The organism is Kaistia sp. 32K (assembly GCF_016629525.1).
GTDB lineage: Bacteria > Pseudomonadota > Alphaproteobacteria > Rhizobiales > Kaistiaceae > Kaistia.
Genome location: NZ_AP024269.1, coordinates 3441422 through 3463546, shown reverse-complemented (window position 1 = coordinate 3463546; position 22125 = coordinate 3441422). Strand labels below are relative to the sequence as shown.

At 65.3% G+C, this 22125-nt stretch carries 30 protein-coding genes; 15 read left to right on the top strand and 15 right to left on the bottom strand.

The features are described from left to right. The first annotated feature begins 72 nt into the window (after positions 1–72). The gene (locus tag K32_RS16060) at positions 73–639 is read left to right on the top strand and encodes a hypothetical protein (RefSeq protein ID WP_201400488.1); all 567 of its coding nucleotides are present in this window, start codon (positions 73–75) and stop codon (positions 637–639) included. A gap of 7 nt (positions 640–646) precedes the next feature. Here the strand turns inward: K32_RS16060 and K32_RS16055 are convergent, their stop codons facing one another. Then, entirely contained in the window at positions 647–1369 is a 723-nt protein-coding gene (locus K32_RS16055; RefSeq protein WP_201400487.1) for a phytochelatin synthase family protein, read from the bottom strand. Positions 1370–1498: 129 nt separating this feature from the next. Then, positions 1499–1807, bottom strand: a complete 309-nt coding sequence (locus K32_RS16050; protein WP_201400486.1) for a hypothetical protein — start codon at positions 1805–1807, stop codon at positions 1499–1501. Positions 1808–2347: 540 nt separating this feature from the next. Here K32_RS16050 and chvE point away from each other — a divergent pair. The 3 genes from chvE (at position 2348) to mmsB (ending at position 6342) form a co-directional block, all read left to right on the top strand. After that, positions 2348–3418: a multiple monosaccharide ABC transporter substrate-binding protein gene (gene chvE, locus K32_RS16045; RefSeq protein ID WP_201400485.1), complete on the top strand. Its 1071-nt coding sequence runs from the start codon at positions 2348–2350 to the stop codon at positions 3416–3418. Between the two features lie 105 nt (positions 3419–3523). Beyond that, positions 3524–5059 carry a multiple monosaccharide ABC transporter ATP-binding protein gene (gene mmsA, locus K32_RS16040; protein ID WP_201400484.1) on the top strand — a complete coding sequence of 512 codons (1536 nt, stop codon included), beginning with the start codon at positions 3524–3526 and terminating at the stop codon, positions 5057–5059. Then, positions 5053–6342, top strand: coding sequence for a multiple monosaccharide ABC transporter permease (gene mmsB, locus K32_RS16035; RefSeq protein WP_244669997.1), 1290 nt, complete (start codon positions 5053–5055; stop codon positions 6340–6342). The genes mmsA and mmsB overlap by 7 nt, the downstream gene beginning before the upstream one ends. A gap of 315 nt (positions 6343–6657) precedes the next feature. Here mmsB and K32_RS16030 read toward each other — a convergent pair whose 3' ends face one another. Both K32_RS16030 and K32_RS16025 read right to left on the bottom strand, forming a co-directional pair. Further along, positions 6658–7485 carry an SDR family NAD(P)-dependent oxidoreductase gene (locus tag K32_RS16030; protein WP_201400482.1) on the bottom strand — a complete coding sequence of 276 codons (828 nt, stop codon included), beginning with the start codon at positions 7483–7485 and terminating at the stop codon, positions 6658–6660. A gap of 67 nt (positions 7486–7552) precedes the next feature. Continuing rightward, on the bottom strand, positions 7553–7855 hold the full coding sequence (locus tag K32_RS16025; RefSeq protein ID WP_201400481.1) for a TM2 domain-containing protein: 303 nt from the start codon (positions 7853–7855) through the stop codon (positions 7553–7555). A 159-nt stretch (positions 7856–8014) separates the two neighbouring features. Here K32_RS16025 and K32_RS16020 point away from each other — a divergent pair, with 159 nt between their 5' ends. Then, positions 8015–8368, top strand: a complete 354-nt coding sequence (locus K32_RS16020) for a DMT family protein (protein WP_201400480.1) — start codon at positions 8015–8017, stop codon at positions 8366–8368. On the opposite strand, the gene K32_RS16015 is transcribed toward K32_RS16020, so the two are convergent. From K32_RS16015 to K32_RS16005, 3 genes are all read right to left on the bottom strand, one after another. After that, on the bottom strand, positions 8349–8492 hold the full coding sequence (locus K32_RS16015) for a hypothetical protein (protein ID WP_201400479.1): 144 nt from the start codon (positions 8490–8492) through the stop codon (positions 8349–8351). The two genes, K32_RS16020 and K32_RS16015, sit on opposite strands and share 20 nt — an antisense overlap. A gap of 2 nt (positions 8493–8494) precedes the next feature. Continuing rightward, complete coding sequence (locus K32_RS16010) at positions 8495–8737, bottom strand: hypothetical protein (protein WP_201400478.1); 243 nt, start codon at positions 8735–8737, stop codon at positions 8495–8497. A 197-nt stretch (positions 8738–8934) separates the two neighbouring features. Beyond that, a complete protein-coding gene (locus K32_RS16005) occupies positions 8935–9564 on the bottom strand; it encodes a glutathione S-transferase family protein (RefSeq protein ID WP_201400477.1) in 630 nt (209 codons plus the stop codon). 155 nt (positions 9565–9719) lie between these two features. Between K32_RS16005 and modA the strand changes: the two genes are divergently transcribed. From modA to modC, 5 genes are all read left to right on the top strand, one after another. After that, positions 9720–10523, top strand: a complete 804-nt coding sequence (gene modA / locus K32_RS16000; protein ID WP_201400476.1) for a molybdate ABC transporter substrate-binding protein — start codon at positions 9720–9722, stop codon at positions 10521–10523. 11 nt (positions 10524–10534) lie between these two features. After that, complete coding sequence (locus tag K32_RS15995; RefSeq protein ID WP_201400475.1) at positions 10535–10741, top strand: molybdopterin-binding protein; 207 nt, start codon at positions 10535–10537, stop codon at positions 10739–10741. A gap of 3 nt (positions 10742–10744) precedes the next feature. Next, complete coding sequence (locus K32_RS15990) at positions 10745–11245, top strand: molybdopterin-dependent oxidoreductase (RefSeq protein WP_201400474.1); 501 nt, start codon at positions 10745–10747, stop codon at positions 11243–11245. Positions 11246–11306: 61 nt separating this feature from the next. Beyond that, entirely contained in the window at positions 11307–12002 is a 696-nt protein-coding gene (gene modB, locus K32_RS15985) for a molybdate ABC transporter permease subunit (protein WP_201400473.1), read from the top strand. Then, on the top strand, positions 11999–13066 hold the full coding sequence (modC, locus tag K32_RS15980; protein ID WP_201400472.1) for a molybdenum ABC transporter ATP-binding protein: 1068 nt from the start codon (positions 11999–12001) through the stop codon (positions 13064–13066). Before modB ends, modC begins: the two co-directional genes overlap by 4 nt. A 74-nt stretch (positions 13067–13140) precedes the next feature. Here the strand turns inward: modC and K32_RS15975 are convergent, their stop codons facing one another. Together K32_RS15975 and K32_RS15970 are read right to left on the bottom strand one after the other, a co-directional pair. Continuing rightward, positions 13141–13521, bottom strand: a complete 381-nt coding sequence (locus K32_RS15975; RefSeq protein WP_371813043.1) for a septal ring lytic transglycosylase RlpA family protein — start codon at positions 13519–13521, stop codon at positions 13141–13143. Positions 13522–13723: 202 nt separating this feature from the next. Further along, positions 13724–14515 carry a DUF72 domain-containing protein gene (locus tag K32_RS15970; RefSeq protein WP_201400470.1) on the bottom strand — a complete coding sequence of 264 codons (792 nt, stop codon included), beginning with the start codon at positions 14513–14515 and terminating at the stop codon, positions 13724–13726. A gap of 83 nt (positions 14516–14598) precedes the next feature. Here K32_RS15970 and K32_RS15965 point away from each other — a divergent pair, with 83 nt between their 5' ends. Next, positions 14599–14838, top strand: coding sequence for a YgaP-like transmembrane domain (locus K32_RS15965; protein ID WP_201400469.1), 240 nt, complete (start codon positions 14599–14601; stop codon positions 14836–14838). Positions 14839–14875: 37 nt separating this feature from the next. On the opposite strand, the gene K32_RS15960 is transcribed toward K32_RS15965, so the two are convergent. After that, positions 14876–15130, bottom strand: a complete 255-nt coding sequence (locus K32_RS15960) for a GlsB/YeaQ/YmgE family stress response membrane protein (RefSeq protein ID WP_201400468.1) — start codon at positions 15128–15130, stop codon at positions 14876–14878. Between the two features lie 81 nt (positions 15131–15211). Further along, positions 15212–15631: an alternative ribosome rescue aminoacyl-tRNA hydrolase ArfB gene (gene arfB / locus K32_RS15955; RefSeq protein ID WP_201400467.1), complete on the bottom strand. Its 420-nt coding sequence runs from the start codon at positions 15629–15631 to the stop codon at positions 15212–15214. Between the two features lie 145 nt (positions 15632–15776). On the opposite strand from arfB, the gene K32_RS15950 reads away from it, so the two are divergent. After that, complete coding sequence (locus K32_RS15950) at positions 15777–15914, top strand: hypothetical protein (RefSeq protein ID WP_201400466.1); 138 nt, start codon at positions 15777–15779, stop codon at positions 15912–15914. 234 nt (positions 15915–16148) lie between these two features. Here the strand turns inward: K32_RS15950 and K32_RS15945 are convergent, their stop codons facing one another. The 3 genes from K32_RS15945 to K32_RS15935 form a co-directional block, all read right to left on the bottom strand. Further along, positions 16149–16472, bottom strand: a complete 324-nt coding sequence (locus K32_RS15945; protein ID WP_201400465.1) for a GYD domain-containing protein — start codon at positions 16470–16472, stop codon at positions 16149–16151. Positions 16473–16630: 158 nt separating this feature from the next. Continuing rightward, entirely contained in the window at positions 16631–16888 is a 258-nt protein-coding gene (locus tag K32_RS15940) for a hypothetical protein (RefSeq protein WP_201400464.1), read from the bottom strand. Positions 16889–17060: 172 nt separating this feature from the next. Next, positions 17061–18050, bottom strand: coding sequence for a substrate-binding domain-containing protein (locus K32_RS15935; RefSeq protein WP_201400463.1), 990 nt, complete (start codon positions 18048–18050; stop codon positions 17061–17063). A 472-nt stretch (positions 18051–18522) separates the two neighbouring features. On the opposite strand from K32_RS15935, the gene K32_RS15930 reads away from it, so the two are divergent. The 3 genes from K32_RS15930 to K32_RS15920 all read left to right on the top strand — a co-directional run bounded on the left by K32_RS15930 (position 18523) and on the right by K32_RS15920 (position 20756). Then, entirely contained in the window at positions 18523–19263 is a 741-nt protein-coding gene (locus tag K32_RS15930; RefSeq protein WP_201400462.1) for an ATP-binding cassette domain-containing protein, read from the top strand. 34 nt (positions 19264–19297) lie between these two features. Continuing rightward, a complete protein-coding gene (locus K32_RS15925; RefSeq protein WP_201400461.1) occupies positions 19298–20293 on the top strand; it encodes an ABC transporter permease in 996 nt (331 codons plus the stop codon). 103 nt (positions 20294–20396) lie between these two features. Then, the gene (locus K32_RS15920; protein ID WP_201400460.1) at positions 20397–20756 is read left to right on the top strand and encodes a winged helix-turn-helix domain-containing protein; all 360 of its coding nucleotides are present in this window, start codon (positions 20397–20399) and stop codon (positions 20754–20756) included. A 66-nt stretch (positions 20757–20822) separates the two neighbouring features. Here the strand turns inward: K32_RS15920 and K32_RS15915 are convergent, their stop codons facing one another. Then, entirely contained in the window at positions 20823–22076 is a 1254-nt protein-coding gene (locus tag K32_RS15915; RefSeq protein WP_201400459.1) for a TIGR03862 family flavoprotein, read from the bottom strand. Positions 22077–22125: the final 49 nt, after the last annotated feature.

The following is a 22125-nucleotide window of genomic DNA, read 5'->3' as shown; positions in this document are numbered from 1 at the left end:
CCGGCCGCGACAATAGGCTGGCTGGCCTGTTTCGCCCCGAGCGTGACAATGCCGGTGAATCAGGAAGCCGGCATGGCGCTCATCGACGACTATCTTCCCGCCTATCAATTCAGCGAACGCCATTCTCGCCCGATCGCGGCCGCGCCGGAGCGCGTCATGGCGGCCGTCGCGGCCTATCGACCGGACAATGACCGCTTCTTCGCCGCGATGATCGGCCTGCGCGAATTGCCGATGCGGCTGTCGGCCCGGCTTTCGGGTCGTCCGGCTACGCTCGCCGCGCCGTTCGGATTGGCAAACTTCACCCGGCTCGACGAGCGTCGCGCGAGCGAGATGGTGTATGGCCTGGTTGGCCGGTTCTGGCGGCGGGATTTCGGGCTGGTGGCGATCCCCGACGGCGCGGCGTTTCGCGCCTTCAACGAGCCCGGCGTGGCCAAGTTGGTCGTGGGCTTCGCCGCCAAAAGGACCGAGGCCGGCACGCTTCTCGCCACCGAGACGCGGGTCCATTGCCCCGATCGCGCGGCGCTGCGCCGCTTCGCGCCCTACTGGTATCTGATCCGCCCGGTCAGCGGCCTGATCCGGCAGCGGATGCTCGCCGCGGTCCAGCGCGCCTGCGAGCGGCCCGATCCGGGGCAGGACTGACCCGCGTCTAGTCCTTGTCTTTGGGTGCGACGAGCACGAAGCCGCGCGTGCGGCCGCCATTGGCGTCGTCGGGCGTGTTCATCGCGGCGAAGAGATCGGCGCTAGTGACCCAGACGGGCGGATATTTGTAGCGGGCGACGTCGAGAATCAGGAAGCGGTCCGTGTCGGCGTCATAGGCCGCGAGCGGCGAGATGTGGCCGCCGACCTCCTGCCGGATCGACTTGCGCAGATAATTGACGACGACGAAATGGCCTGATTTCGCGAGATAGTCGCGCGCCGTCTCGCGGAAGGCGTCGAGGCTGGTATCGCCGGCATGCTGGACCGTCACGTCGACCGGCTGCGTCGTCAGAACGCCGCCGAGTTCGTCGAGCGTCATGCCCTGCTTGAGGATCGTCTCGCGCGCCACGATCGCGTCCGTGCGCTCGTCGAGCAGATTGTCCTGCGTGAAGACGTGGTAGGGCTCGTATCCCGGGGCGGCCGGGGCGGGGACGCCGGCAGCGTTCAGCACCATGACCATCGAGGCGACGCCGCAATAGGCCTGGTTCTTCTGGGTGACGAACTGGTCGGCGAGCGAGAAATAGGCCTCGCGCGCCTCGGCGCCGACCAGCAGCGCCTCGCCTTCCTCCGTCGCGGCGCCGATCAAATTGCTGGGCAGCGGCAGCGTCTCGGCGCTAGCGCCCGAGATTGCGACCAGCACGAAAAACACGATCCGGAAGGGGGAGACGATCATCGCGGCGCTCCTGGCGGGACGTTGGCCGGCAGAAACGCCGAGGCGGCCGTGGCCCGGCATCGCTCCCGGCTATGAGACTGGAAAGGCGGCGCCGAGCGGCGTCGATCCATGGATGGCCCTTCCCGGCGGCTATTTCTTCTTCATCTTCATGGCGGTCTCGCACGCCATCTTGCCGTCCGTCATCTTCATGTCGTTCGCCATGTACATCTTGCCGTCGGAGCCCATCATCATCATGACGCAGCTGTCCATCGGCTTGGCATCCTTCATCATGGCGTCCGTCATCATCTTGTCGGTGTGCGCCATCCGGCCCATGTGGCCGTCCGGCATCATCATGACGGTCTCGCCCTTTTTCATCATCATGGCGTCGGCGGCGAAAGCGGGGCTGGCGGCGACCGTTGCCAAGCCGGCAACCGCCATGACCATGGACCATGCGCGCATCTTTTCCTCCCACATCGGCGATAGCCGCCATTCTTCGGCGGCGCGTCAGTGTAGAACCACATGCTGTGTGCAAGCATAAACTGAGTATCACTTCGCCGTGTCATGCTCGGCATCGGATTGTGATTTCAGGGGTGACTCAAGCGGGGCGGGCGCCCCGCCTAGGGCCTTTCGAGGCCGGCTCGGTGAAGGCGGCGTGTCGCTTCGGGTGCCGTCGCGGATTGTTGGTGCGCGCGCCGCTGAAACGGCCATGCGCTGCCTACAAATTCATCAGCCCACCGGAGATGCTTCGAAATTGCCGCTAATTTCGTCGCTGATCTCAAGAGGATGAGCGCAATGCAAAATCGTATTTGACTGAGGCCCGAATTAAATCATACGAAGTGGTGCTGAGTGTCGTTCGGCTCGGTAGGGCGGGATTGGTGGACGATGGCAACCGCAGGGTTGCATGGCATTGTGATCGTAGGCTCGTGGAGGCGAAGCCGCCTGGATCGGCGGCTTGGGCGACACGCGTGAACAGACGTCGTACTAATTGGGAGAAGACGAATGAAGTTGTTCAAGTCCGCGCTTGCGGCGGTTACCGTCAGCATGCTGGCCCTCGCGCCGGCAGCGCACGCGGAAGACAAGGGCCTTGTCGGCGTCCTGATGCCGACGAAGACGATCCAGCGCTGGATCAATGACGGCGCCGACGTCAAGTCGCAGCTCGAGGCCAAGGGCTACACGGTCGACCTGCAGTATGCGCAGGACAACATCCCGAACCAGCTCAGCCAGCTCGAGAACGTGATCACCAAGGGCCCGAAGGCCCTGATCGTCGCCTCGATCGACGGCACGACGCTGACCGACGCGCTGCAGAAGGCTGCTGACGCCGGTGTCGTCGTCATCGCCTATGACCGTCTGATCAAGAAGACCCCGAATGTCGACTACTACACGACCTTCGACAATTACGGCGTCGGCGTGATCCAGGCGAATTCGCTGATCGAGGGCCTGAAGGCGCGCTTCCCGGACACCAAGCCGTGGAACGTCGAGCTGTTCGGCGGTTCGCCGGACGACAACAACGCCTACTTCTTCTATGACGGCGCCCTGTCGGTCCTGCAGCCGCTGATCGATGACGGCACGATCAAGATCAAGTCGGGCCAGACCGGCATGGACAAGGTCGGCACGATGACCTGGCTCGCCGCTACCGCCCAGGCCCGCATGGACAACCTCCTGTCGGCCAACTACGCGGACGGCTCGCGCGTCGACGGCGTTCTCGCCCCGAATGACGGCCTGGCCCGCGGCATCATCGCGTCGCTGCGCGGCGTCGGCTACGGCACCGGCGATCAGCCCTGGCCGATCGTGACCGGCCAGGACGCCGAGACCGCTTCGGTCAAGGCGATCATCGGCGGCGAGCAGTACTCGACGGTGTTCAAGGACACCCGCGAGCTCGCCAAGACGACCGTCGACCTGCTCGACACGGTCCTCTCGGGCGGCAAGCCGGAGAACCTCGACACCAAGACCTACAACAACGACGTCAAGGTCGTCCCGTCGATCCTGCTGAAGCCGCACGCGGTGGACAAGGGGAACTACGAGGCGCTCGTCGTCGAGTCCGGCTACATCAAGGCCGACGAACTCAAGTAATCACGACATAGAGGAGAGGGCCTCGCTTCGGCGGGGCCCTTTCTTGTAAGGCCGGCCTGGGGCTAGTGTCTCCCGGCCCATATGCCCTTTCCGGAGCGGCTCTGCATGACTTCCTATATTCTCGAGATGCGCGACATCACCAAGACCTTTCCTGGGGTCAAGGCGCTGTCGAACGTCAATCTCAAAGTCGAGGAAGGCGAAATTCACGCCATCTGCGGCGAGAATGGCGCCGGCAAGTCGACTCTGATGAAAGTCCTTTCTGGCGTTTATCCGAACGGCGATTACGAAGGCCAGATCATCTATCGCGGTAACGAATGCCACTTCCGCGGCATTCATGACAGCGAGGAGAAGGGCATCGTCATCATCCACCAGGAACTGGCCCTGGTCCCGATGCTGTCGATCACCGAAAACATCTTTCTCGGCAACGAAAACGCGAAGTTCGGCGTGATCGACTGGACCGCGAATGAAGAGCGGACCCGCGCCCTGCTGAAGAAGGTGGGTCTCAGCGAAGATCCGAATACGCTGATCACCAATATCGGCACCGGTAAGCAGCAATTGGTGGAGATCGCCAAGGCGCTGAGCAAGGAAGTCGAGCTGCTGATCCTCGACGAGCCGACGGCTTCTCTTTCGGAGAAGGACAGCCAGGCGCTCCTCGATCTGCTGCTCGAGTTCAAGCGTGAGGGCATCACCTCGATCATCATTTCGCACAAGCTGAACGAGATCAACCGCGTCGCCGACCACGTCACGGTCATTCGCGACGGGCGCACGATCGAGACGCTCGATCGCAGCCAGATCAGCGAGGACCGGATCATCACCTCGATGGTGGGTCGCTCGCTCGAGGACCGCTATCCGCCGCGCGACCCGAAGATCGGCGAGGTCCTGTTCGAGGTGAAGAACTGGTCGGTCTATCATCCGCTGCATGCGGAACGTCAGGTCATCAAGAACATCGACCTGAATGTCCGCAAGGGCGAGGTCGTCGGCATTGCCGGCCTGATGGGCGCCGGGCGCACCGAATTCGCCATGAGCCTGTTCGGGCGCAGCTACGGCCGCAAGATCACCGGCGAGGTCGAGCTGCACGGCAAGCCGATCGATCTCTCGACGGTCGACAAGGCGGTCAAGCGCGGCCTGGCCTATGTCACGGAAGACCGCAAGGTCTACGGCCTCAACCTGATCGAGGACATCAAGAACAACATCACGATCGCCAATCTGAAGGGCGTGTCGGGCTATGGCGTCATCAACGACCTGAAGGAACTTGATGTCGCCAACGAGTATCGCAGCAAGACGAATATCCGCTCGCCCAGCGTCTATCAGAAGACCGGAAATCTCTCGGGCGGCAACCAGCAGAAGGTGGTGCTGAGCAAATGGCTCTTCGCCAACCCGGAAGTGCTGATCCTCGACGAGCCGACGCGCGGCATCGACGTCGGCGCCAAATACGAGATCTACACGATCATTGCCCGGCTGGCGGCCGAGGGCAAGGCGATCATCGTGATCTCTTCCGAAATGCCTGAGCTCCTCGGCATCACCGACCGCATCTACGTCATGAACGAAGGCGCAATCGTCGGCGAGATGGCGGCAAGCGAGGCCAGCCAGGAGAAGATCATGCGCGCCATCGTGCGCGGAGAAGGAAGAATTGCATCATGACTGACACCGTTCCCACACAGTCGGGCGTTGCCCAGGACGTGCCGAGCGCGCCACGCGTTCCCGTCTCGTCGTTCACGTCCAATCTCCGGGAATACGGACTCCTCCTGGCGCTGATCGCCATCATGGTGTTCTTCCAGCTGACGACGGGCACCCTGTTCAAGCCGGTCAACCTCAGCAATCTCGTGCAGCAGAACAGCTTCATCATCGTGATGGCGCTCGGCATGCTGCTGGTCATCGTCTCCGGCCATATCGACCTTTCCGTCGGCTCGGTCGCGGGCTTCGTCGGCGCGCTCGCGGCGATGATGATGGTGATCTGGCCGCTCGGCGGGTTCCTCGGCAATCCGCTGGTCGTCGCGATCGTCTGCCTGATCGTCGGCGGCGCCATCGGCGCGGCGCAGGGCTACTGGATCGCCTATCACCGGATCCCGAGCTTCATCGTCACGCTCGGCGGCATGCTGGTGTTCCGCGGCCTCTGCCAGGGCCTGCTCGGCGGCGGCTCCTCGGTCGGTCCGCTTCCCGATTCCTTCAAGGCGCTGAGCTCGGGCTTCATTCCGGAAGTGCTCGGCACCTGGGTACTCGTCCCGCCGACGGTCAACGCGGCCGGCAAGACGGTTTTCGGCAGCGGCATCACGCTCAACATGACCACGGTCGTGCTCGGCATCATCGCGGTCCTGGCTTATGCGATCTCGGGTCTCCGCTCCCGCCGGACGCGCGAGAAGCATGGCTACGAGGCCGAGCCCTTCGTGCTCTTCGTCGTCAAGACGGTCGTCATCTCGGCGCTCGCCCTGTTCTTCGTCTACCAGTTCGCGGTCTATCGCGGCTTCCCGATCGTGCTCGTCGTGATGGGCATCCTCGTCGCCATCTTCTTCTTCATCACGCGGCACACGACCATCGGCCGTCGCGTCTATGCGATGGGCGGCAACATCAAGGCGGCGCAGCTCTCCGGCATCAAGACCGAGCGGCTGACGCTCCTCGTCTTCATCAACATGGGCGTGCTGTCGGCGCTCGGCGGCCTGATCATCGCGGCCCGCCTCGGCCAGGCCGTGCCGGCCGCCGGTCTCGGCAGCGAGCTCGACGTCATCGCGGCGGTGTTCATCGGTGGCGCGTCGGCCATGGGCGGCGTCGGCCAGGTGATCAGCACCGTCGTCGGCGGCTTCATCATGGGCGTGATGAACAACGGCATGTCGATCATGGGCGTCAACGTCGACTGGCAGCAGGTCGTGAAGGGTCTCGTCCTGCTCGGCGCCGTGGTCTTCGACGTCTACAACAAGAACAAGAGCTGACGGCTCCCCAGCCGCGGCAGAAATGAAGAAGCCCCCCGCTCGGCCGAGCGGGGGGCTTTTTTGTTGGGTGAGAGAGGGACGCTGGCGGCCTCCATTCTCCCTCAGGAGACCAACACCATCATCAACATGCTGAGGAGGCTCGAAGGGCCGTCTCGAAGCACGCAGAGCGGTTCAACTGTTGCCCCAAGCCCGTGCGTCCTTCGAGACGGCTTGCTACCGCAAGCCTCCTCAGGATGATGGGGATCGGGGACTGCATGACTGCCGGCGTTGTACGAAAATCTCCCCCCTCGGGAGAGGTGAGGGAATGGCCCAGCTTCACCCCTTCAAATAAGCCTTGAACTTCTCGCCAAAGTCCTTGTGCCAGCGCGACAGTGGCGGGCGGTTCTCGACGATGTCGCCGGCGGCCCAGAGGATGCGCTTCTCGTCGGTGGCGCGGTCGACGTCGTTGTCGGGGCAGAGGATGTAGAAATCGCCGCGATCGAGCGAGGCGAGCATGAAATCGACCGTTTCTTCCGGCGTCCAGGCGCCGGCCGGCTTCTCGGTGCGCTCACCCTTCGTCAGGTGCGTCCAGACGAAGCCGGGGATCAGCAGATGCGCGGTGATCTTCGCGCCCTCGATGTTGCGCAGCTCATGCGCCAGCGCCTCGGTCGCGACCTTCACGCCGGCCTTGGAGACGTTGTAGCCGGCGTCGCCCGGCGGCGTGGTGATGCCCTGCTTGGAGCCGGTATTGATGACGAGGCCGGGCTCGGTGCCATCAAGCATTTCCGGCACGAAGACCTGCATACCGTTGACGACGCCGAAGAGGTTGGTGCCGATGACGCGCTGCCAGTTGTCGAGCGAGCCGAGAACGGGGCCGGCGCCGTCGGTGCCGGCATTGTTCATCAGCACGTTGACCTTGCCGAAGCGCTCGTAGACGGCGTCCTTCAGCTTCTCGACATCCTCGCGGCTGGCGACGTTGGCGCGGACAGCCAGCACATCGGGGCCGAGCGAGGCCGCCGCCGCGTCGAGCGCGTCCTGGCGATAATCGGCGATGGCGACCTTCAGCCCCAGCGCCTGGAACTTCCTCGCGGCGGCGAGGCCGATGCCGGAGGCGCCGCCCGTGATGACGGCGACATGGTTTTCGGCGAGCGCGGGATGGGTCATGGCGGAGCGTCCGGTCTTGGTGGCGGAAGCGCGAGGCTAAGGCGCGCCGCCCCGGATTGTCCAGCCGCTAGGGAGACCTCGACGAGATGGTGCCGGTGAGCGCGGCGCGCTCCAGCCGGCGGCGGATCTCGTCCTGCTTGTCGCGGATCATGCCGGGAATGAGGAAGGCGTCGATCAGCACCCAGATGAAGCCGATGACGATGAAATAGCAGAGGATCTGCAGGATCGCGCTGCCGGGGCGGCCGAGATAGAAGCGGTGCGCCGAGACGAACCAGAGGAAGATCCAGAGCAGATAGGCGGTCGCCGTGCTCGGGCTCTCATTGGCCACGCGCATCTCGATCAGCATCTTCTCTTCGGTCGTCAGCGACATGGTCCCGGTCCCCTTGTGTTGCCGGGACCCTAGCGGAACCCAGCGGAAAGTGAAGCCGGCTTCTCGCCGGGTCTGATCCTTTCCGGCGACAAATCGCTTCTTGACGGCAGCGATGGCGCGGGCAGAGTGCGCGCCGCCATCCCCAGCCAAGGTCCCCCCATGCCGAACCTGCTCTCGCCAGCGATTGCGCCGGTCATTCTGCTCGTCATCTCCAACGTCTTCATGACGTCGGCGTGGTACTGGCACCTGAAATATCCGAATACCTTGCTGGTCAAGGTGATCCTGATCAGCTGGTTCATCGCGCTGTTCGAGTATTGCCTGGCGGTGCCTGCGAACCGGATCGGCCACGGCGTCTATTCGGCGGCGCAGCTGAAGACGATGCAGGAGGTGATCACCCTCGTCGTCTTCGCGCTGTTCTCATGGCTCTATCTGAAGGAGCCGCTCGGCTGGAACCACCTGGTCGGCTTCGCGATGATCGCCGGCGGCGCGGCCTTCATTTTTCACAAGTTTTGAGCGGGGCCGCCAGCCAGAACTGCTCGATCTCGAAGCTGTCGTCGTGATGGCGGCGTCGTTCGCCGGCGGCCTGCGGCCGCCGGACATGCACGCGCTGCGACGGGAGGGCAGGGCGGTTGCGCATGATCAGCCGTCCACGTCGGCCTGGACGACGGGCACGAGCGGGCCGAGCAACATGTCGCCATGGGTCGCCCCATGCGTCGCCTGCTGCTCCGGGGCCGGCGTTTCGGCGGGACGGCCGCTGAATTCGTGCACGGACACGATGGCGACGAGCGCGGCGGCGTAGGCAGCCATCCAGATATAGAAGGCGCCGCGCGTCGCGGTTTCGCGGCGGGGCCGTGCCGGCCTGGTGCTCTTCTGCGTGCTCATCATCGTATCCCGTCGATCTATCTGCGGTCTTCCCCGTCCCACGCCACCATAAAGACCCTCGACTGCGGCGATGGTCCGGATGGATTGTGGCTCTGCACGACAGATATCATGTCGAAATTGAGAAGTTTGCCTTACGGTTAATCCTTCATGAATCCCGGCTTGTTAGGCCTCCCCGGCGATCCTGTCTGTGACCGGGGTCACGTTACGTCAGGTCGCCAGTCGAGCGGAACGTGCCGCGGCCGCGCCGCGACCCGCGCCAGCCAGTCCCGGATCGCCGGATATCGGCCGAGATCATAGTCCGCTTCCTCGGCGACATGCGTATAGGCATAGAGCGCGATATCGGCGATCGAGAAGGTCTCGCCGGCGAAGAAGGCGTGCTTCCCGAGCCAGTCCTCCATCACCGACAGGACATGGTTGCCCTTCCGCTGCCATTCGTCGATCCGGTGCGCCATCGTCTCGCGGCCGCCCGGGATGTAGGTGAGCCAGTTGCGCGCGACGGCGATGACGGGCTCGTGGCTGTATTGCTCGAAGAACAGCCACTGATAGCAGAGCGCCCGGTCGTAGCGGTCCGTGGGGATGAGCGCGCTTCCCTCGGCGAGGTGCAGGAGGATGGCGTTCGATTCGGCGAGCGGCCTTCCGTCCGGCAGGACCAGCAGCGGCACCTGGGCATTCGGATTGATCGCCAGGAATTCCGGGCTCGTCGTCTGGCCGTCACCCTTCACGAAGTCGACGATCCGGAATGGAAGGTCGAGTTCATGCATGGCGAGGCGCGCCTTGTAGCAATTGCCCGAGAACTGCATCGAATAGAGCGTGTAGAGAGCCGTCATGATGATTCCCTGTTGCCGCTCGCCAAGGCTAGTCGCCGCGATGCCGCTTCGTCCAATTCCAATTCGTGCTCGAAGGCTCAGCGAAATCGATGGGTCCGGGCGTTGATCGACCGACATTTCCATGCAGAAATGTCGAGCCCATTGAGGAGAGCACTATGTCGATCAACCGTTTCCGGCGCGGACTTGTCCTGCTCGGCGCCCTGGCTGTTCTGGCCACCCCGTTCGTCGGACCGCTGGCCGCGTCGACGGCACAGGCCGCCGACGTCACCGTCTTCGCGGCCGCCAGCCTGAAGAATGCGCTCGACGGCGCCGCGGCCGCCTACAAGGAGAAGACCGGCAAGGAGCTCGCCATCAGCTATGCCGGCTCGTCGCAGCTCGCCAAGCAGATCGAATCCGGCGCGCCGGCCGACATCTTCTTCTCCGCCGATCTCGACTGGATGGACTATCTCGCCAAGAAGGACCTGATCGACGCCTCGTCGCGCGTCACCCTGCTCGGCAACACGCTGGTGCTGGTGGCGCCGAAGGACGCGACCGTCGACCTGACCATCGCCAAGGATTTTCCGATCGCCGCCGCCCTCGGCTCTGACGGCAAGCTCGCCATGGCCAGCATCGATTCCGTGCCGGCCGGCAAATACGGCAAGGCGGCGCTGACGGCGCTCGGCGTCTGGGACGCGGTCCAGCCGCATGTCGCGCAGGCGGACAATGTCCGTGGCGCGCTCGCCTTCGTCGCCAAGGGCGAGGCCCCGCTCGGCATCGTCTACGGCACCGACGCCCATGCCGAGGCCGGCGTCAAGGTCGTCGGGACCTTCCCGGAGGACAGCCATCCCCCGATCGTCTACCCTGTCGCCCGCATCGCCGCGTCGAACAATGCCGACGCGAAGGCGTTTCTCGAATGGCTGATCTCGCCGGAGGCTCGCCCGAGCTTCGAGGGGCAGGGGTTCACCATTCTCGCAAAATAGGGATAGCCAGAATGAAGCTCAGTGCGCGCAACCAGCTCGAAGGCACGATCACGGCCGTCGAGAAGGGCCAGACGACGGCCCGGGTGAAGATCGACATCGGCCATGGCCACATCATCACCTCGTCGATCACCAACGAGGCGGTCGACGACCTCGCGCTCAAGGTGGGCGACAAGGCGACGGCGGTGATCAAGGCCTCCGATGTCATGATCGGCAAGTAGTCCTTGGCTGAGCCCGGCTTCCTGAAGCTGCTGCGCGGCGCTCTTCTCGCGCTGGCCGTCCTGGCCGGCGCGGGATCCCCGCTGCATGCGGAGGAGGTGGCCGTGCTCGACGGCGCCGTCCGTCAGAGCCTCGTCCTGTCGGAGGCGACGCTGCGCTCCGTGCCCGCGACCGCCATCGACGTCGATTTCGAAACCGGCAAGGACCGCGAGATCGGCCACTATACCGGCGCGCTGCTCTGGTCGCTGATCGAGAAGGCGGGGCTGGTGAACGAGCCCGGCAAGAACACGGCGCTCCGCCATACGCTGCTCGTTACCGGCCGCGACGGCTACGCCGTTTCGCTGTCGATCGGCGAGCTGGACCCGCATTATGCCGGCAAGGCGGTGCTGCTCGCCTATGCGGGCGGCGAACCGCCCCTGTCGCCATCCCGGCTGCGGCTTCTGGTGCCCGGCGACGCCCATGGCGGCCGCAGCGTTCGCGACGTCGTCCGCATCGAGGTGAAATGATCCATTTCCTCTGCGCCTTGGCCCGGGCGGCCAGCCTGCCGACCCTCGGCTCCGCCGACCGATGAGCAGCTTTCTGTCGCCCGAGGAACTGACCGCCATCGGCTTGAGCCTGAAGGTCTCGTCGGTGGCGATGCTGGTCAGCCTGCCGTTCGGCATCGCCATCGCCTTCATTTTGGCGCGCGGGCGCTTCTATGGCCGCACCCTGCTCGATGGCCTCGTGCATCTGCCGCTGGTGATGCCGCCCGTGGTGACCGGCTATCTGCTGCTGCTCGCCTTTGGCCGCCGGGGGCCGCTCGGCGCTTTCTTCGAGCAGACCTTCGGCCTCGTCTTCGCCTTCCGCTGGACCGGCGCGGCGCTCGCCTGCGGCGTCATGGGCTTTCCGCTGATGGTGCGCGCCATCCGCCTTTCGATCGAAAGCATCGATCGCAAGCTCGAACAGGCCGCCTCGACGCTGGGCGCCGGGCGGATGGTCGTCTTCCTGACCGTGACCTTGCCGCTGGCGTTGCCCGGTATCCTGGCCGGGCTGGTGCTCTCCTTCGCCCGGGCGCTCGGTGAGTTCGGCGCCACCATCACCTTCGTCTCCAACATTCCGGGCGAGACCCAGACCGTGCCCTCGGCGATCTACGCGCTGATCCAGACGCCGGACGGCGACGCCGCGGCGCTGCGGCTGACGGTGATCTCGATCGCCATCTCGCTGGCCGCCCTCGTGCTCTCGGAGTTCCTGGCGCGGCGCGTGGCGCGGGGGACCGTCGGATGACGCTCTCCGTTTCCGTCCGCAAGCAGCTGGGGCAGTTCACGCTGGACATCGAGCTGCAGACGGGGCCGGGCGTCACGGCGCTGTTCGGCCGCTCCGGCTCCGGCAAGACCTCGCTCGTCAACCAGATCGCCGGCCTCGCCCGGCCGGATCGCGGCAGCATCATTCTCGATGGCCGCACGCTCGTCGATACGGAGCGCTCCGTCTTCGTGCCGCCGGGCAAGCGGCGCATCGGCTATGTCTTTCAGGAGGGGCGGCTCTTCCCGCATCTCTCCGTCCGCTCCAACCTGCTCTACGGCCGCTGGCTGACCCCGCGCGCGCGGCGCTGGGGCGGGCTCGACGAGGTCGTCGAGCTGCTCGGCATCGGCGGCTTGCTGGCGCGCATGCCGCGCGATCTCTCGGGCGGCGAGAAGCAGCGCGTCGCCATCGGCCGAGCGCTTCTGGCGAGCCCGGATTGCCTGCTGATGGACGAGCCGCTCGCCGCGCTCGATCGCGAGCGCAAGGCCGAGATCCTGCCCTATATCGAGCGGCTCCGCGACGCCAAGCGCCTGCCGATCGTCTATGTCAGCCATTCCGTCGAGGAGGTCGCCAGGCTCGCCGATACGGTCGCGCTGATCGATGGCGGACGCGTCGCGGCGCTGGGGCCAGTCGGCGAGGTGTTCGCGCATCTGGGCGCGGTGGGCGACTGGGAGGCCGGCGCCGTGCTCGAAGCGGTCGTCGTTGCGCAGGACCCGGCCGACGGCGTCACGCGGCTCGACCATCCGGCCGGGCCGCTGGTGGTTCCCCATGTCGATGCCGCGATCGGCACGCGGCTGCGCATCCGCATTCGCGCCCGCGACGTGACGCTGGCCGTCGGCGAGCCGGGACGCCTCTCGGTCCGCAACCGGCTGGCCGCGCGCATCGTCGAAATCGGCAGCGAGCCGTCGCCCGATGTCGGCGTCCGGCTCGATGTCGGCGGCGAGCCGATGCTCGCGCGCGTGACGCGCGACGCGGTGCGCGATCTCGATCTCAAGGCCGGCCTCGCCGTCACGGCTCTGGTAAAGGCCGTGGCGCTCGACGGGACATAGATCCGGATTTTCAGGGAGAGGGAGGCGTCGCTTCCCGCCGACGGCGAGGGGACGCGAAGGGAAGGCTGCGGGAATCAGGCCGGGCAGGCGCTCTTCACGGCGGCGCCATCGACGACCAGCCGCACCTTGGCGGTGCCGGTCTTGACCATGCCGAGCTGCTGCGCGGCAGCGCGGGAAACGTCGATCACCCGGCCGCCGGTGAAGGGGCCGCGGTCGTTGATGCGGACGACGACGTATTTGCCGTTCTTGAGGTTCTCGACCCGGACGCGGGTGCCGAAGGGCAGGTTGCGGTGCGCTGCCGTCATGGCGTTGGGATTGTTGCGCTCACCGTTGGCGGTCTTTCCGCCGAGCGCGTACCAGGAAGCTCGGCCGCACTGAGTGCCGGCTTCCGCCGGCAGGCTCCCGAAGGAGAGGGCCGCACCGGCGGCCACAAGAGCAGCCGTAACGGCCGCGATACGCAATTGAACCTGCACGCTTGATCTCATGGTTTTCGCGCTCGCTGACGCGGTTTGCACCTAAAACGGGAAACAAGTTTCGTTGGCTGTTTATCCAACAGCGGAAAAAGGCGAGATTTGGGCGTGCGATTGTTCACAAACTCAACGCAACCGAGTGCAATCGGTTCCTGCGCCGGCTATCGAACGTGACTCAGCGTCCGACTCAGCCGGCGTTGAGTCGCGAGATCAGCGACATGGCGGCGAACGGCGCCTTGGGCTTGAAGCCGTTGATCATGTAGAGGAAAACGTCGCGCTTGCCGCGTTCCTTCGGCGCCTCGGCGAGGAGGGGAAGATCGGCAGGCATATCGCCAGCCGCCCATGTCTCGACACGTCCGCGCCAATCCTCCAGAGCGGAGTCGGGATAGCCGTTTTTTTCTGCCTCGGACGCATTTTGCAGGCGGGCATAGACGAATCCGGCCGTCGGGTCGGCAATCTGGGGAAAGTCGTCGGAATCCGCCACAACCACAGCGACGCCGTGCCGGCGGGCCAGTGCGATGAAATCTGGCGTCTGGAAGCTCGGATGCCGGACCTCGACGGCGTGGCGGATCGTCTTGCCGTCGACGCTTTCGGGCAGAAGCTTGAGGAAGCCCTCAAAGTCCTCGGCGTCGAATTTCTTGGTCGCCATGAACTGCCAGTTGATCGGACCGAGCTTCGCGCCGAGCTCGGTCACGCCGCTGGCGAAGAAGCGGTCGATCGATTCGCCGGCTTCCGCCAGGACGCGGCGGTTGGTGGCGAAGCGCGGACCCTTCAGCGCGAAGACGAAATTGTCCGGCGTCTCGTCGGCCCATTTGCGGAAGCTCTCCGGCTTCTGCGAGCCGTAATAGGTGCCGTTGACCTCGATCGAAGTCAGTTTCGACGCCGCATATTCGAGTTCGCGCTTCTGCGGCAGCCCGGCGGGGTAGAAATTGTCCCGCCACGGCTCGAACGTCCATCCCCCGATGCCGATGCCGATCATGGTGTGTGGCTCCTGTCTGCTCGTTCCGATTGGAACGCGGACGACGCTTGCGCGTTCACTGTCGTCAGCAATGGGAGAAATCGATGATGTTTCGGGCCAAACCACCCGTCGTTGTTCCGGAAATCTCGACCGAGGGTCGTGTGGTTTCCGTGGTCGCCGGACTGATATTGGCCGCGGCCGCGCTGAAGCCAAGGCCCAACCGGCTCCTGTCCCTGTTGGCGTTGGGGACCGGGTCCTATCTGGCCTATCGAGGCGCGACCGGGCACTGTCCGATCACGGAGGCCGTCCGCGATCATTGCCACTATGAGGGCCGTGGCCGCTGAGGCCACCGTCCTGACGTCTGGAGAGGAAGCGCGCCGGTCAGGCGCGCTTGCGGACGATTGCGCCCCAGATCAGCAGGACGACCACCGCGCCGACGATGGCGCCGATGAAGCCTGCCTGGTCGTTGGGGCCGTACCAGCCGATGGCCTGCCCGATCCAGGTCGCCAGGAACGCACCCGCGATGCCGAGGATGACGGTCAGAATGAAGCCGCTCGGCTCATTGCTGCCCGGGGTAATGAACTTCGCAACGACACCGGCGACGAAGCCGATGATGATCGTCCAGATAATGCCCATGATGTCTGCTCCCCGTGATATCGGCCCCCACCGATTCAGCCGCGACAAAATGTTGCACGGCTTGGACTGATTTGGCGAGAGCTAATCGATCTTGACGTTGCCGCGCATGGCCTTGACGCCGGAGCGTCGGGTCTTGCCCTCTAGTCGCCGCTTCTTCGAGGCGAGCGTCGGACGGGTGGCGCGACGCGGCGTTGGCGGCGGCACCGCCTCTTGGATCAGCGCGACCAGACGCTCCAGCGCATCGGCGCGGTTGCGAGCCTGATCGCGAAAGCGCTGCGCCGTGATCACGATCACGCCGTCCTGCGTCAGTTTCGAGCCGGCGAGCCGCATCAGCCGCACGGCGACCGCGTCGGGCAGCGCGCGCGACCGCCTGGCATCGAAGCGCAGCTGCACCGCGCTCGACACCTTGTTCACGTTTTGCCCGCCCGGCCCGGAGGCGCGGATGAAGCTCTCCTCGATTTCGCTTTCGTCGAGGGCGATGTCGTCGTTGATGCGGATCATGCTCGTTTTCCCCGCGCCCGGAATAGCACGGCCGCGCGGATTTCGGGAGCATGTCGCAATCCGGCAACAGTTATGCTAGAATCACTTTGCAAATCGGGGGTATCCAATGACGGGGGTATCGATGAATCTCCAGTTTGGACTAGCTGTGACGCTCGTCGTCGTCGCCGGTTTTCTGCTGGCCAACAAGGCCGGCGCCGTCAGTTTTTCCGGTTCCACCGTGACCGCGTTCTCGCTCGCGGGTGGGCCGCCGGTGGCCTATCCGGCGCTGCTGCGGTTGCGCTGATTCGGTCCGGCCTGATCCTGTCAGGCGGTCGCTGAACTGTCCGCGGTCACCAGGCGCAGTGGATCGGCCGTGGGCGCACTTGGGGCGAGCCCTTCCTTATTCACCGCGCATAACGAGCGCTGCCGAGGCTTGGCCGCTTCCTGTTTCCAGACGGCCCCCGAGGCGGAGGCGTTCTGTTCTGGGAGGGGGCGGGCCGCATCCCTGCCGAGCGGCCGCTTTCCCGATGCTGAATGCTCAGGCTGGCGGAGAATATTTCGCCGCCTTGGCCGAGCGCATCGATTCCATGCCTTCGGCCGTCGTCATCAACACCGTGGTCCGGATCTTGGAGAGGCTGCCGGAGGAGCCGATCGCCAGCGACAGCGCCGCCGCCGACTTGTTGTCCGGGAACTCCGCGATCAGCGCGACGTCGAATTCGCCGAGCGCGAAATAGAACGCCTTCAGCGAGCCGCCGAGCGATTCGACCGCCTTTCGGGCCGCGTCCTCGCGGTTCTGCGGATTGGCGACCATCGCCTTCACGGCGTTCGAGGAATAGGAGACCTGCAGCAGGTAATAGGCCATGGCGAGCTCCCTTCGGGGCGCGCGCGTCAGCGCAGCTCGCGCCTTTGGCGCGCACCAGACCGCCCGGCCGGATCCGGCGGATCGGCGGGGCGGCGAGTCACAATGAACCTGAAGGTGACGTAAGGGAAGTTCGCACGGGCCCGTACGGACCCTGCGCCTTACTTGTCGGCCTTTGCCTCGGCGATTGCCTTGTCATAGGCGGCGCAGATCTCGTCGATGTTTGTCGTCCGCTCGGCAACGCGATCGACGTCGATCTGCTTGCCGCGCCAGGCGTCTGCCTTGGCCGGATCCTTGGTGGTGATCGCCTTGACCAGCTCGGCCAGCGATATGGATTTCTGCTGCAGCTCGTCTTCCGTGCAGGCGAAAGCCGGCGTGGCGGCCAGAAGCAGCGAAAGAGCCAGGATCGTGCGGCGCATCGTTTGGATATCCTCGTCTCGAAATGAGTCCCCGGTCCGGTATAAAGCCGTCGGGGCGGCAATGCACGTTTCGGCGTGCGTGGCGGAAACGCGAAGGGGCGCCGAAGCGCCCCTTGCCGTTTTCCAGGATCAGATCGGCAACCTGATTTGCCGGATCCGTTACCTTGACCCGTTACTTGGCCAGGCAGTTGTCGGCGTTGTCAGGCAGGCAGGTGTCGAGGCCCGTGAACAGGATCTCGTCAACCTTCTCGCCGTTGATCAGCTTGATCATGGCGTCGGGAGCCTTGTAGCCCATCTCGAACGGACGCTGGCCGATCTGCGCATGGCTGCGGCCGGCCTTGAGGGCGTCGATCTGCGGCGGCAGCGTGTCGCCGGCGATGATCACGAGGTCCTTGCTCTTCAGGCGATCCATGACGCCGTCGGTGACCTGCGCATAGGCCTGCGGGGCGAACTGGGCCCAGCCGCCCACGAGCACGAAGGCGTCGAGCTTCGGATTGGCGGTGAAGGTATCGCTCATCTGCTGGTTGGCGAGGTCCGACTGGTCGTTGGTGAACAGCGGGCAGCCCGCCGGTTCCGTCCAGCCGTTCTGGCCCGTCAGCTTGTCGGTGCCCTTGGCGCCGGAGAGCGTGTCGCGCACGCCGGCGGCGCGGGCGGCGATGTTGGCCGCGGCGACGTTGCCGAGCTGAAGGCAGACGGTGCCGCCCTTCTTCAGCTTCTGCAGCTCTTCGCCCATCTTGACGCCCATCAGGTAGTTGTCGGTACCGAGATAGGCCTTGCGAAGGGCGGAATCCTCGGCGTTCAGGTCGGCGTCGACCGTCATCACCGGGATCGTCGGGGCGCGCTGCTTCAGAAGGTTGGCCATGGCCGGGGCGTTGGACGGCGAGATGGCGATGGCGGCGACGCCCTTGGTCAGCAGATCGTCGACGATCTGGACTTCGCCGGCTTCATCGTTGCTGGAGGCCGGGCCAGTATAGAGGCAAGTATATCCCTTGCCCTTGTTCTCGGCGTTCCACTTCTGGCAGCCCTTGTTGATCTCTTCGAAGAAGGGGTTGTCGAGGCCCTTCACGACGATCGCCAGCGTCTTGTCCTCGGCCTTCGCCGCGCCGATCGTCAGCGCCAGCGCGGTGGTGGCAAACGAAAGTATTGCCAAAGCTTTCTTCATGGTCTCCTCCCGAGACATTCAAAGCGGCTTGCCGCCGGTCGCGCCGCCTTCGGCCGCTCTTCGCACGTTCCCGGGTGTTCCCGGTGAACGCGCGGCAAGCCTGAGGCTGCCTTTCGACAGGGGCACAACCAACTAAATTCCGAAATCGAACAAAGTCAATGCGATTAATCCATTCATTCGCCAATGACGCAACGCAATGGAAATATTGTGCGTCGCAATTCGGCTTCATAAGAATATGATATCCATTGCGTTATTTAACGCTGGTCTGATCGTTGATGTGCGTATGACCTGACGCGGGCATAGGTATTTTGCTACCTCTACGGGATGCCTAGTCTATTTGTCCGGCGCTCCGGTTGACGCCGGTGCAACGCGCCAATATGGGTAAAATCAGGAGCCGGGGCGGCGTCGCCATTCCGGGACAAGGGGGACGACGGGCCGATCAACGGTCCGCGTGGCAGGGAGGAGCGCCGGGATGACCGTCCTGGAACTCAAAGGTATTTCTAAGCATTTCGGGGCGATTCAGGCCCTGAACGACGTCTCGCTCACGATCGAGCCGGGTGCGGTGGTCGGCCTGATGGGCGACAATGGCGCCGGCAAGTCGACGCTGGTGAAGATCATCGCCGGCAACTTTCCGCCCTCGCACGGCACGATCCGGGTGCAGGACCGCGAGGTACATTTCCACAAGCCGGTCGAGGCGCGCGAGAGCGGCATCGAGGTCGTCTACCAGGACCTCGCGCTCTGCAACAATCTGACCGCCGCCGCCAACGTGTTCCTGGGCCGCGAGCTCCGGCGCGGGGTCTGGCCGCTGCGCATTCTCGACTATGCGACGATGTACAAGCGCGCCGGCGAGCTCTTCAAGGAGCTGAAGTCAGAGACGCGGCCGCGCGATCTCGTCAAGCAGATGTCCGGCGGCCAGCGCCAGGCCGTGGCGATCGCGCGGACGCGCCTGTCCGATTCGAAGATCGTGCTGATGGACGAGCCGACGGCTGCGATCAGCGTGCGCCAGGTGGCCGAGGTGCTCAACCTCATCCGCCGGCTGCGCGACCAGGGCATCGCCGTGATCCTGATCAGCCACCGCATGCCGGACGTCTTCTCGGTCTGCGACAAGATCGTCGTTCTGCGTCGCGGCACCAAGGTGGCCGACAAGGACATCGCCCGCAGTTCGCCGGAAGAAGTGACGGCCTTGATCACCGGCGCGCTCGAGCGCGCCTGACATCGAGCGAAACGAAGAGAAAGGACGTTACATCATGGCTGTTTCGCTCGACGACACCATCAACCGCCAGACGCACAGCACGCTGAGCTGGCTGCTTTCCCGTCAGACATTCTGGGTCTTCGTCGCGGCCGTTCTCGCCTGCATCGCGCTGACCGTTCTGACCGACACGTTCGCGACGAGGAACAATCTCTTCAACGTGACGCGAAACTTCGCCTTCGTCGGCATCGTCGCCATCGGCATGACCGTGGTCATCATCTCCGGCGGCATCGATCTTTCGGTCGGTTCGACGCTCTGCCTGTCGGCGATCGTCACCGGCCTGGTGATGAGCGCCGGCTATCCGCTTGGCGTGGGCATCGCCGCGGCGCTGGTCGCGGCGATCATCGTCGGCGTCGTCAACGGCGTGCTGATCGCCTATGTCGGCATGCCACCCTTCGTGGTGACGCTCGGCATGCTGTCGGTCGCCCGAAGCATGGCGCTGGTGCTGTCCAACAACAAGATGGTCTACCAGTTCGGCCCCGATCAGGCGCTGCTGCTGCAGCTGGGCGGCGGCACCACCTTCGGCATCGCCAATCCGCTGATCGTGCTCGCCGTGATGGCGCTGATCGCCGGCTTCGTCTTCCGCTGGACCGGCTGGGGCCGGCACATCTTCGCCATCGGCGGCAACGAGCAGGCTGCGATCCTGACCGGCGTGCCGGTCCGGCGCATCAAGGTCGGTGTCTATGTCATCTCGGCGTTGACGGCGGGTATCGCCGGCGTGCTGATGACCGGCTGGCTCGGCAGCGTGACGACCAATCTCGGCACCGGCATGGAGCTGACCGTGATCGCGGCGACCGTCATCGGCGGCGCCAATCTGGCCGGCGGCACCGGCACGGCGTTCGGCGCCGTGGTCGGCGCGGCGCTGATCGAGGTGATCCGCAACAGCCTGATCCTGCTCGGGATCTCGACCTTCTGGCAGGGCGCGTTCGTCGGCAGCTTCATCGTCATCGCCGTCGCCTTCGACCGGATCCGAAGCTTCCGCCAGTCGGATTGATTTTCTACCAGCCGGGCGCCGTCTTGCGGCGCCCGGCCCTCTCGACCGATGGGCTCGGCATGCGCAACAATGCGCACCCATCCCGTCAAAATTCGAAAACCGTATGAAACTTCCCAACCAGACCGAGGGCCTTCGTTTCCGTCTTGTCTTGAAGGCGGGTTTCGCGCTCGGCCCCGGCAAGGCGGATCTTCTGCAGGCGATCCGGGATACTGGCTCGCTGGCGGCGGCGGGATCGCGGCTCTCCATGAGCCCGAAGCGGGTCTGGACCCTTGTGCGCGAGATGAACACGGCGTTTCAGGCCGCCCTCGTCGAGACCGAGAAGGGCGGCACGGGCGGCGGCGGTAGCGCCCGGCTGACCGATACGGGGCGACTTGTGCTCGATCGCTACCGCGCCATGGAGAGCGAGGCGAACGCCGTCATCGCCGCCGGCGTCGCGGAGTTGCGCGGCCTGATGCGCGAGTGAGCGCGGGCTCCGGCGACTAGTTGGGTCGCTTCTTCCTGAACCGGCATTCCCTTCGCTCGAAATCGCTCAGCGCGGCGCCGTCCTGTCGAGGCGGGCCAGAATGCCCCGTGCCGCGGCGATGCCGGTGGCGAAGCAGGCTTGCAGCAGGTAGCCGCCGGTTGGCGCTTCCCAGTCGATCATCTCGCCGGCGACGAAGACGCCGGGCAGCGCCTTCAGCATGAAATCGTCGTCGATGCCGTCCCAGGCGACGCCGCCGGCGGTCGAGATGGCGCGCTCGAGGCCTTCGGTGCCGGTCAGGCGCAGCGGCAGCGCCTTGATCCGCGCCGCCAGCGCCTCGGGATCGCGGGGCAGGGCGCCGTCGCCACCTTCGCGCAGCAGGTTGATCGCGACCGGCGTAAGATGGGCGGCCTTCCGCAGGAGGTTCGACATCGACTGGCCTTGCTTCTGGCCGGCGATCCGCGCTGCGAGCTCGGCAGCGCCGCGGCCGGGCGCGAGGTCGAGTGTGATCGTGGCCGATCCTTCGGCGGCGATCGCCTCGCGAAGCCTTGCCGAAAGCGCATAGATGAGGCCGCCCTCGAGGCCGTAGCCCGTCACCATCGCTTCGCCGCGCAGGGTGATGTCCTGGAAGTGGACGGCGATCGTCTTCAGCGGCGTGCCGGCGAAGCGGGAGCGGAAGAGCTCCGACCAGCCGATCCGGAAGCCGCCATTGGCCGGACGCAGCGGCGTGACGTCGACGCCCTTTTCCCAGAGGATGTCGGACCAGGCGCCGTTCGAGCCGAGGCGGGGCCAGCTGGCGCCGCCGAGCGCCAGCAGCGTGGCGTCGGCCTGGACCGTCGTTTCGCCGTCGGATCTCGCGAACCGCAGCTCGCCGGGATCACCAAAACCCTTCCAGTCGTCGCGCAGCGAAAACCGTACGCCCTGCTCGCCGAGCCGGCGCAGCCAGGCGCGCAGCAGCGGCGAGGCCTTGAGGGAGGTCGGAAACACGCGGCCGCTGGAGCCGACGAAGGTGGGTTCGCCGAGCCCTTCCGCCCATGCCCGGAGTGCCGATGGCGGGAACGCCTCGATCGCGACGGCGAGGCGGGGCGACGCCGCGCCGTAGCGGCGCAGGAAGCTCTCGATCGGCTCGCTATGGGTGAGGTTGAGGCCGCCACGGCCGGCCATCAGCAATTTGCGGCCGACCGACGGCATGCGGTCATGCACCGTGACCGTGACACCGGCGGCGGCGAGCGTCTCGGCGGCGATCAGGCCCGCGGGGCCGGCGCCGATGATGGCGACGGAACGGTTCTGGACGGGATCTTGGGGGGAGTTTGTGTCAGACATCGCCGCGGTTTGTCGTTCGAAACCGCGGCGATCGCAAGTCCCCTGATGT

Excerpts from the sequence above, each read along its gene's own strand:
- K32_RS16060 (WP_201400488.1), top strand. The coding sequence starts at position 73 with ATGGCGCTCATCGACGACTATCTTCCCGCCTATCAATTCAGCGAACGC.
- K32_RS16055 (WP_201400487.1), bottom strand. The coding sequence starts at position 1,369 with ATGATCGTCTCCCCCTTCCGGATCGTGTTTTTCGTGCTGGTCGCAATC.
- K32_RS16050 (WP_201400486.1), bottom strand. The coding sequence starts at position 1,807 with ATGCGCGCATGGTCCATGGTCATGGCGGTTGCCGGCTTGGCAACGGTC.
- chvE (WP_201400485.1), top strand. The coding sequence starts at position 2,348 with ATGAAGTTGTTCAAGTCCGCGCTTGCGGCGGTTACCGTCAGCATGCTG.
- mmsA (WP_201400484.1), top strand. The coding sequence starts at position 3,524 with ATGACTTCCTATATTCTCGAGATGCGCGACATCACCAAGACCTTTCCT.
- K32_RS16030 (WP_201400482.1), bottom strand. The coding sequence starts at position 7,485 with ATGACCCATCCCGCGCTCGCCGAAAACCATGTCGCCGTCATCACGGGC.
- K32_RS16025 (WP_201400481.1), bottom strand. The coding sequence starts at position 7,855 with ATGTCGCTGACGACCGAAGAGAAGATGCTGATCGAGATGCGCGTGGCC.
- K32_RS16020 (WP_201400480.1), top strand. The coding sequence starts at position 8,015 with ATGCCGAACCTGCTCTCGCCAGCGATTGCGCCGGTCATTCTGCTCGTC.
- K32_RS16015 (WP_201400479.1), bottom strand. The coding sequence starts at position 8,492 with ATGCGCAACCGCCCTGCCCTCCCGTCGCAGCGCGTGCATGTCCGGCGG.
- K32_RS16010 (WP_201400478.1), bottom strand. The coding sequence starts at position 8,737 with ATGAGCACGCAGAAGAGCACCAGGCCGGCACGGCCCCGCCGCGAAACC.
- K32_RS16005 (WP_201400477.1), bottom strand. The coding sequence starts at position 9,564 with ATGACGGCTCTCTACACGCTCTATTCGATGCAGTTCTCGGGCAATTGC.
- modA (WP_201400476.1), top strand. The coding sequence starts at position 9,720 with ATGTCGATCAACCGTTTCCGGCGCGGACTTGTCCTGCTCGGCGCCCTG.
- K32_RS15995 (WP_201400475.1), top strand. The coding sequence starts at position 10,535 with ATGAAGCTCAGTGCGCGCAACCAGCTCGAAGGCACGATCACGGCCGTC.
- modB (WP_201400473.1), top strand. The coding sequence starts at position 11,307 with ATGAGCAGCTTTCTGTCGCCCGAGGAACTGACCGCCATCGGCTTGAGC.
- modC (WP_201400472.1), top strand. The coding sequence starts at position 11,999 with ATGACGCTCTCCGTTTCCGTCCGCAAGCAGCTGGGGCAGTTCACGCTG.
- K32_RS15970 (WP_201400470.1), bottom strand. The coding sequence starts at position 14,515 with ATGATCGGCATCGGCATCGGGGGATGGACGTTCGAGCCGTGGCGGGAC.
- K32_RS15965 (WP_201400469.1), top strand. The coding sequence starts at position 14,599 with ATGATGTTTCGGGCCAAACCACCCGTCGTTGTTCCGGAAATCTCGACC.
- K32_RS15960 (WP_201400468.1), bottom strand. The coding sequence starts at position 15,130 with ATGGGCATTATCTGGACGATCATCATCGGCTTCGTCGCCGGTGTCGTT.
- arfB (WP_201400467.1), bottom strand. The coding sequence starts at position 15,631 with ATGATCCGCATCAACGACGACATCGCCCTCGACGAAAGCGAAATCGAG.
- K32_RS15945 (WP_201400465.1), bottom strand. The coding sequence starts at position 16,472 with ATGGCCTATTACCTGCTGCAGGTCTCCTATTCCTCGAACGCCGTGAAG.
- K32_RS15940 (WP_201400464.1), bottom strand. The coding sequence starts at position 16,888 with ATGCGCCGCACGATCCTGGCTCTTTCGCTGCTTCTGGCCGCCACGCCG.
- K32_RS15935 (WP_201400463.1), bottom strand. The coding sequence starts at position 18,050 with ATGAAGAAAGCTTTGGCAATACTTTCGTTTGCCACCACCGCGCTGGCG.
- K32_RS15930 (WP_201400462.1), top strand. The coding sequence starts at position 18,523 with ATGACCGTCCTGGAACTCAAAGGTATTTCTAAGCATTTCGGGGCGATT.
- K32_RS15925 (WP_201400461.1), top strand. The coding sequence starts at position 19,298 with ATGGCTGTTTCGCTCGACGACACCATCAACCGCCAGACGCACAGCACG.
- K32_RS15920 (WP_201400460.1), top strand. The coding sequence starts at position 20,397 with ATGAAACTTCCCAACCAGACCGAGGGCCTTCGTTTCCGTCTTGTCTTG.
- K32_RS15915 (WP_201400459.1), bottom strand. The coding sequence starts at position 22,076 with ATGTCTGACACAAACTCCCCCCAAGATCCCGTCCAGAACCGTTCCGTC.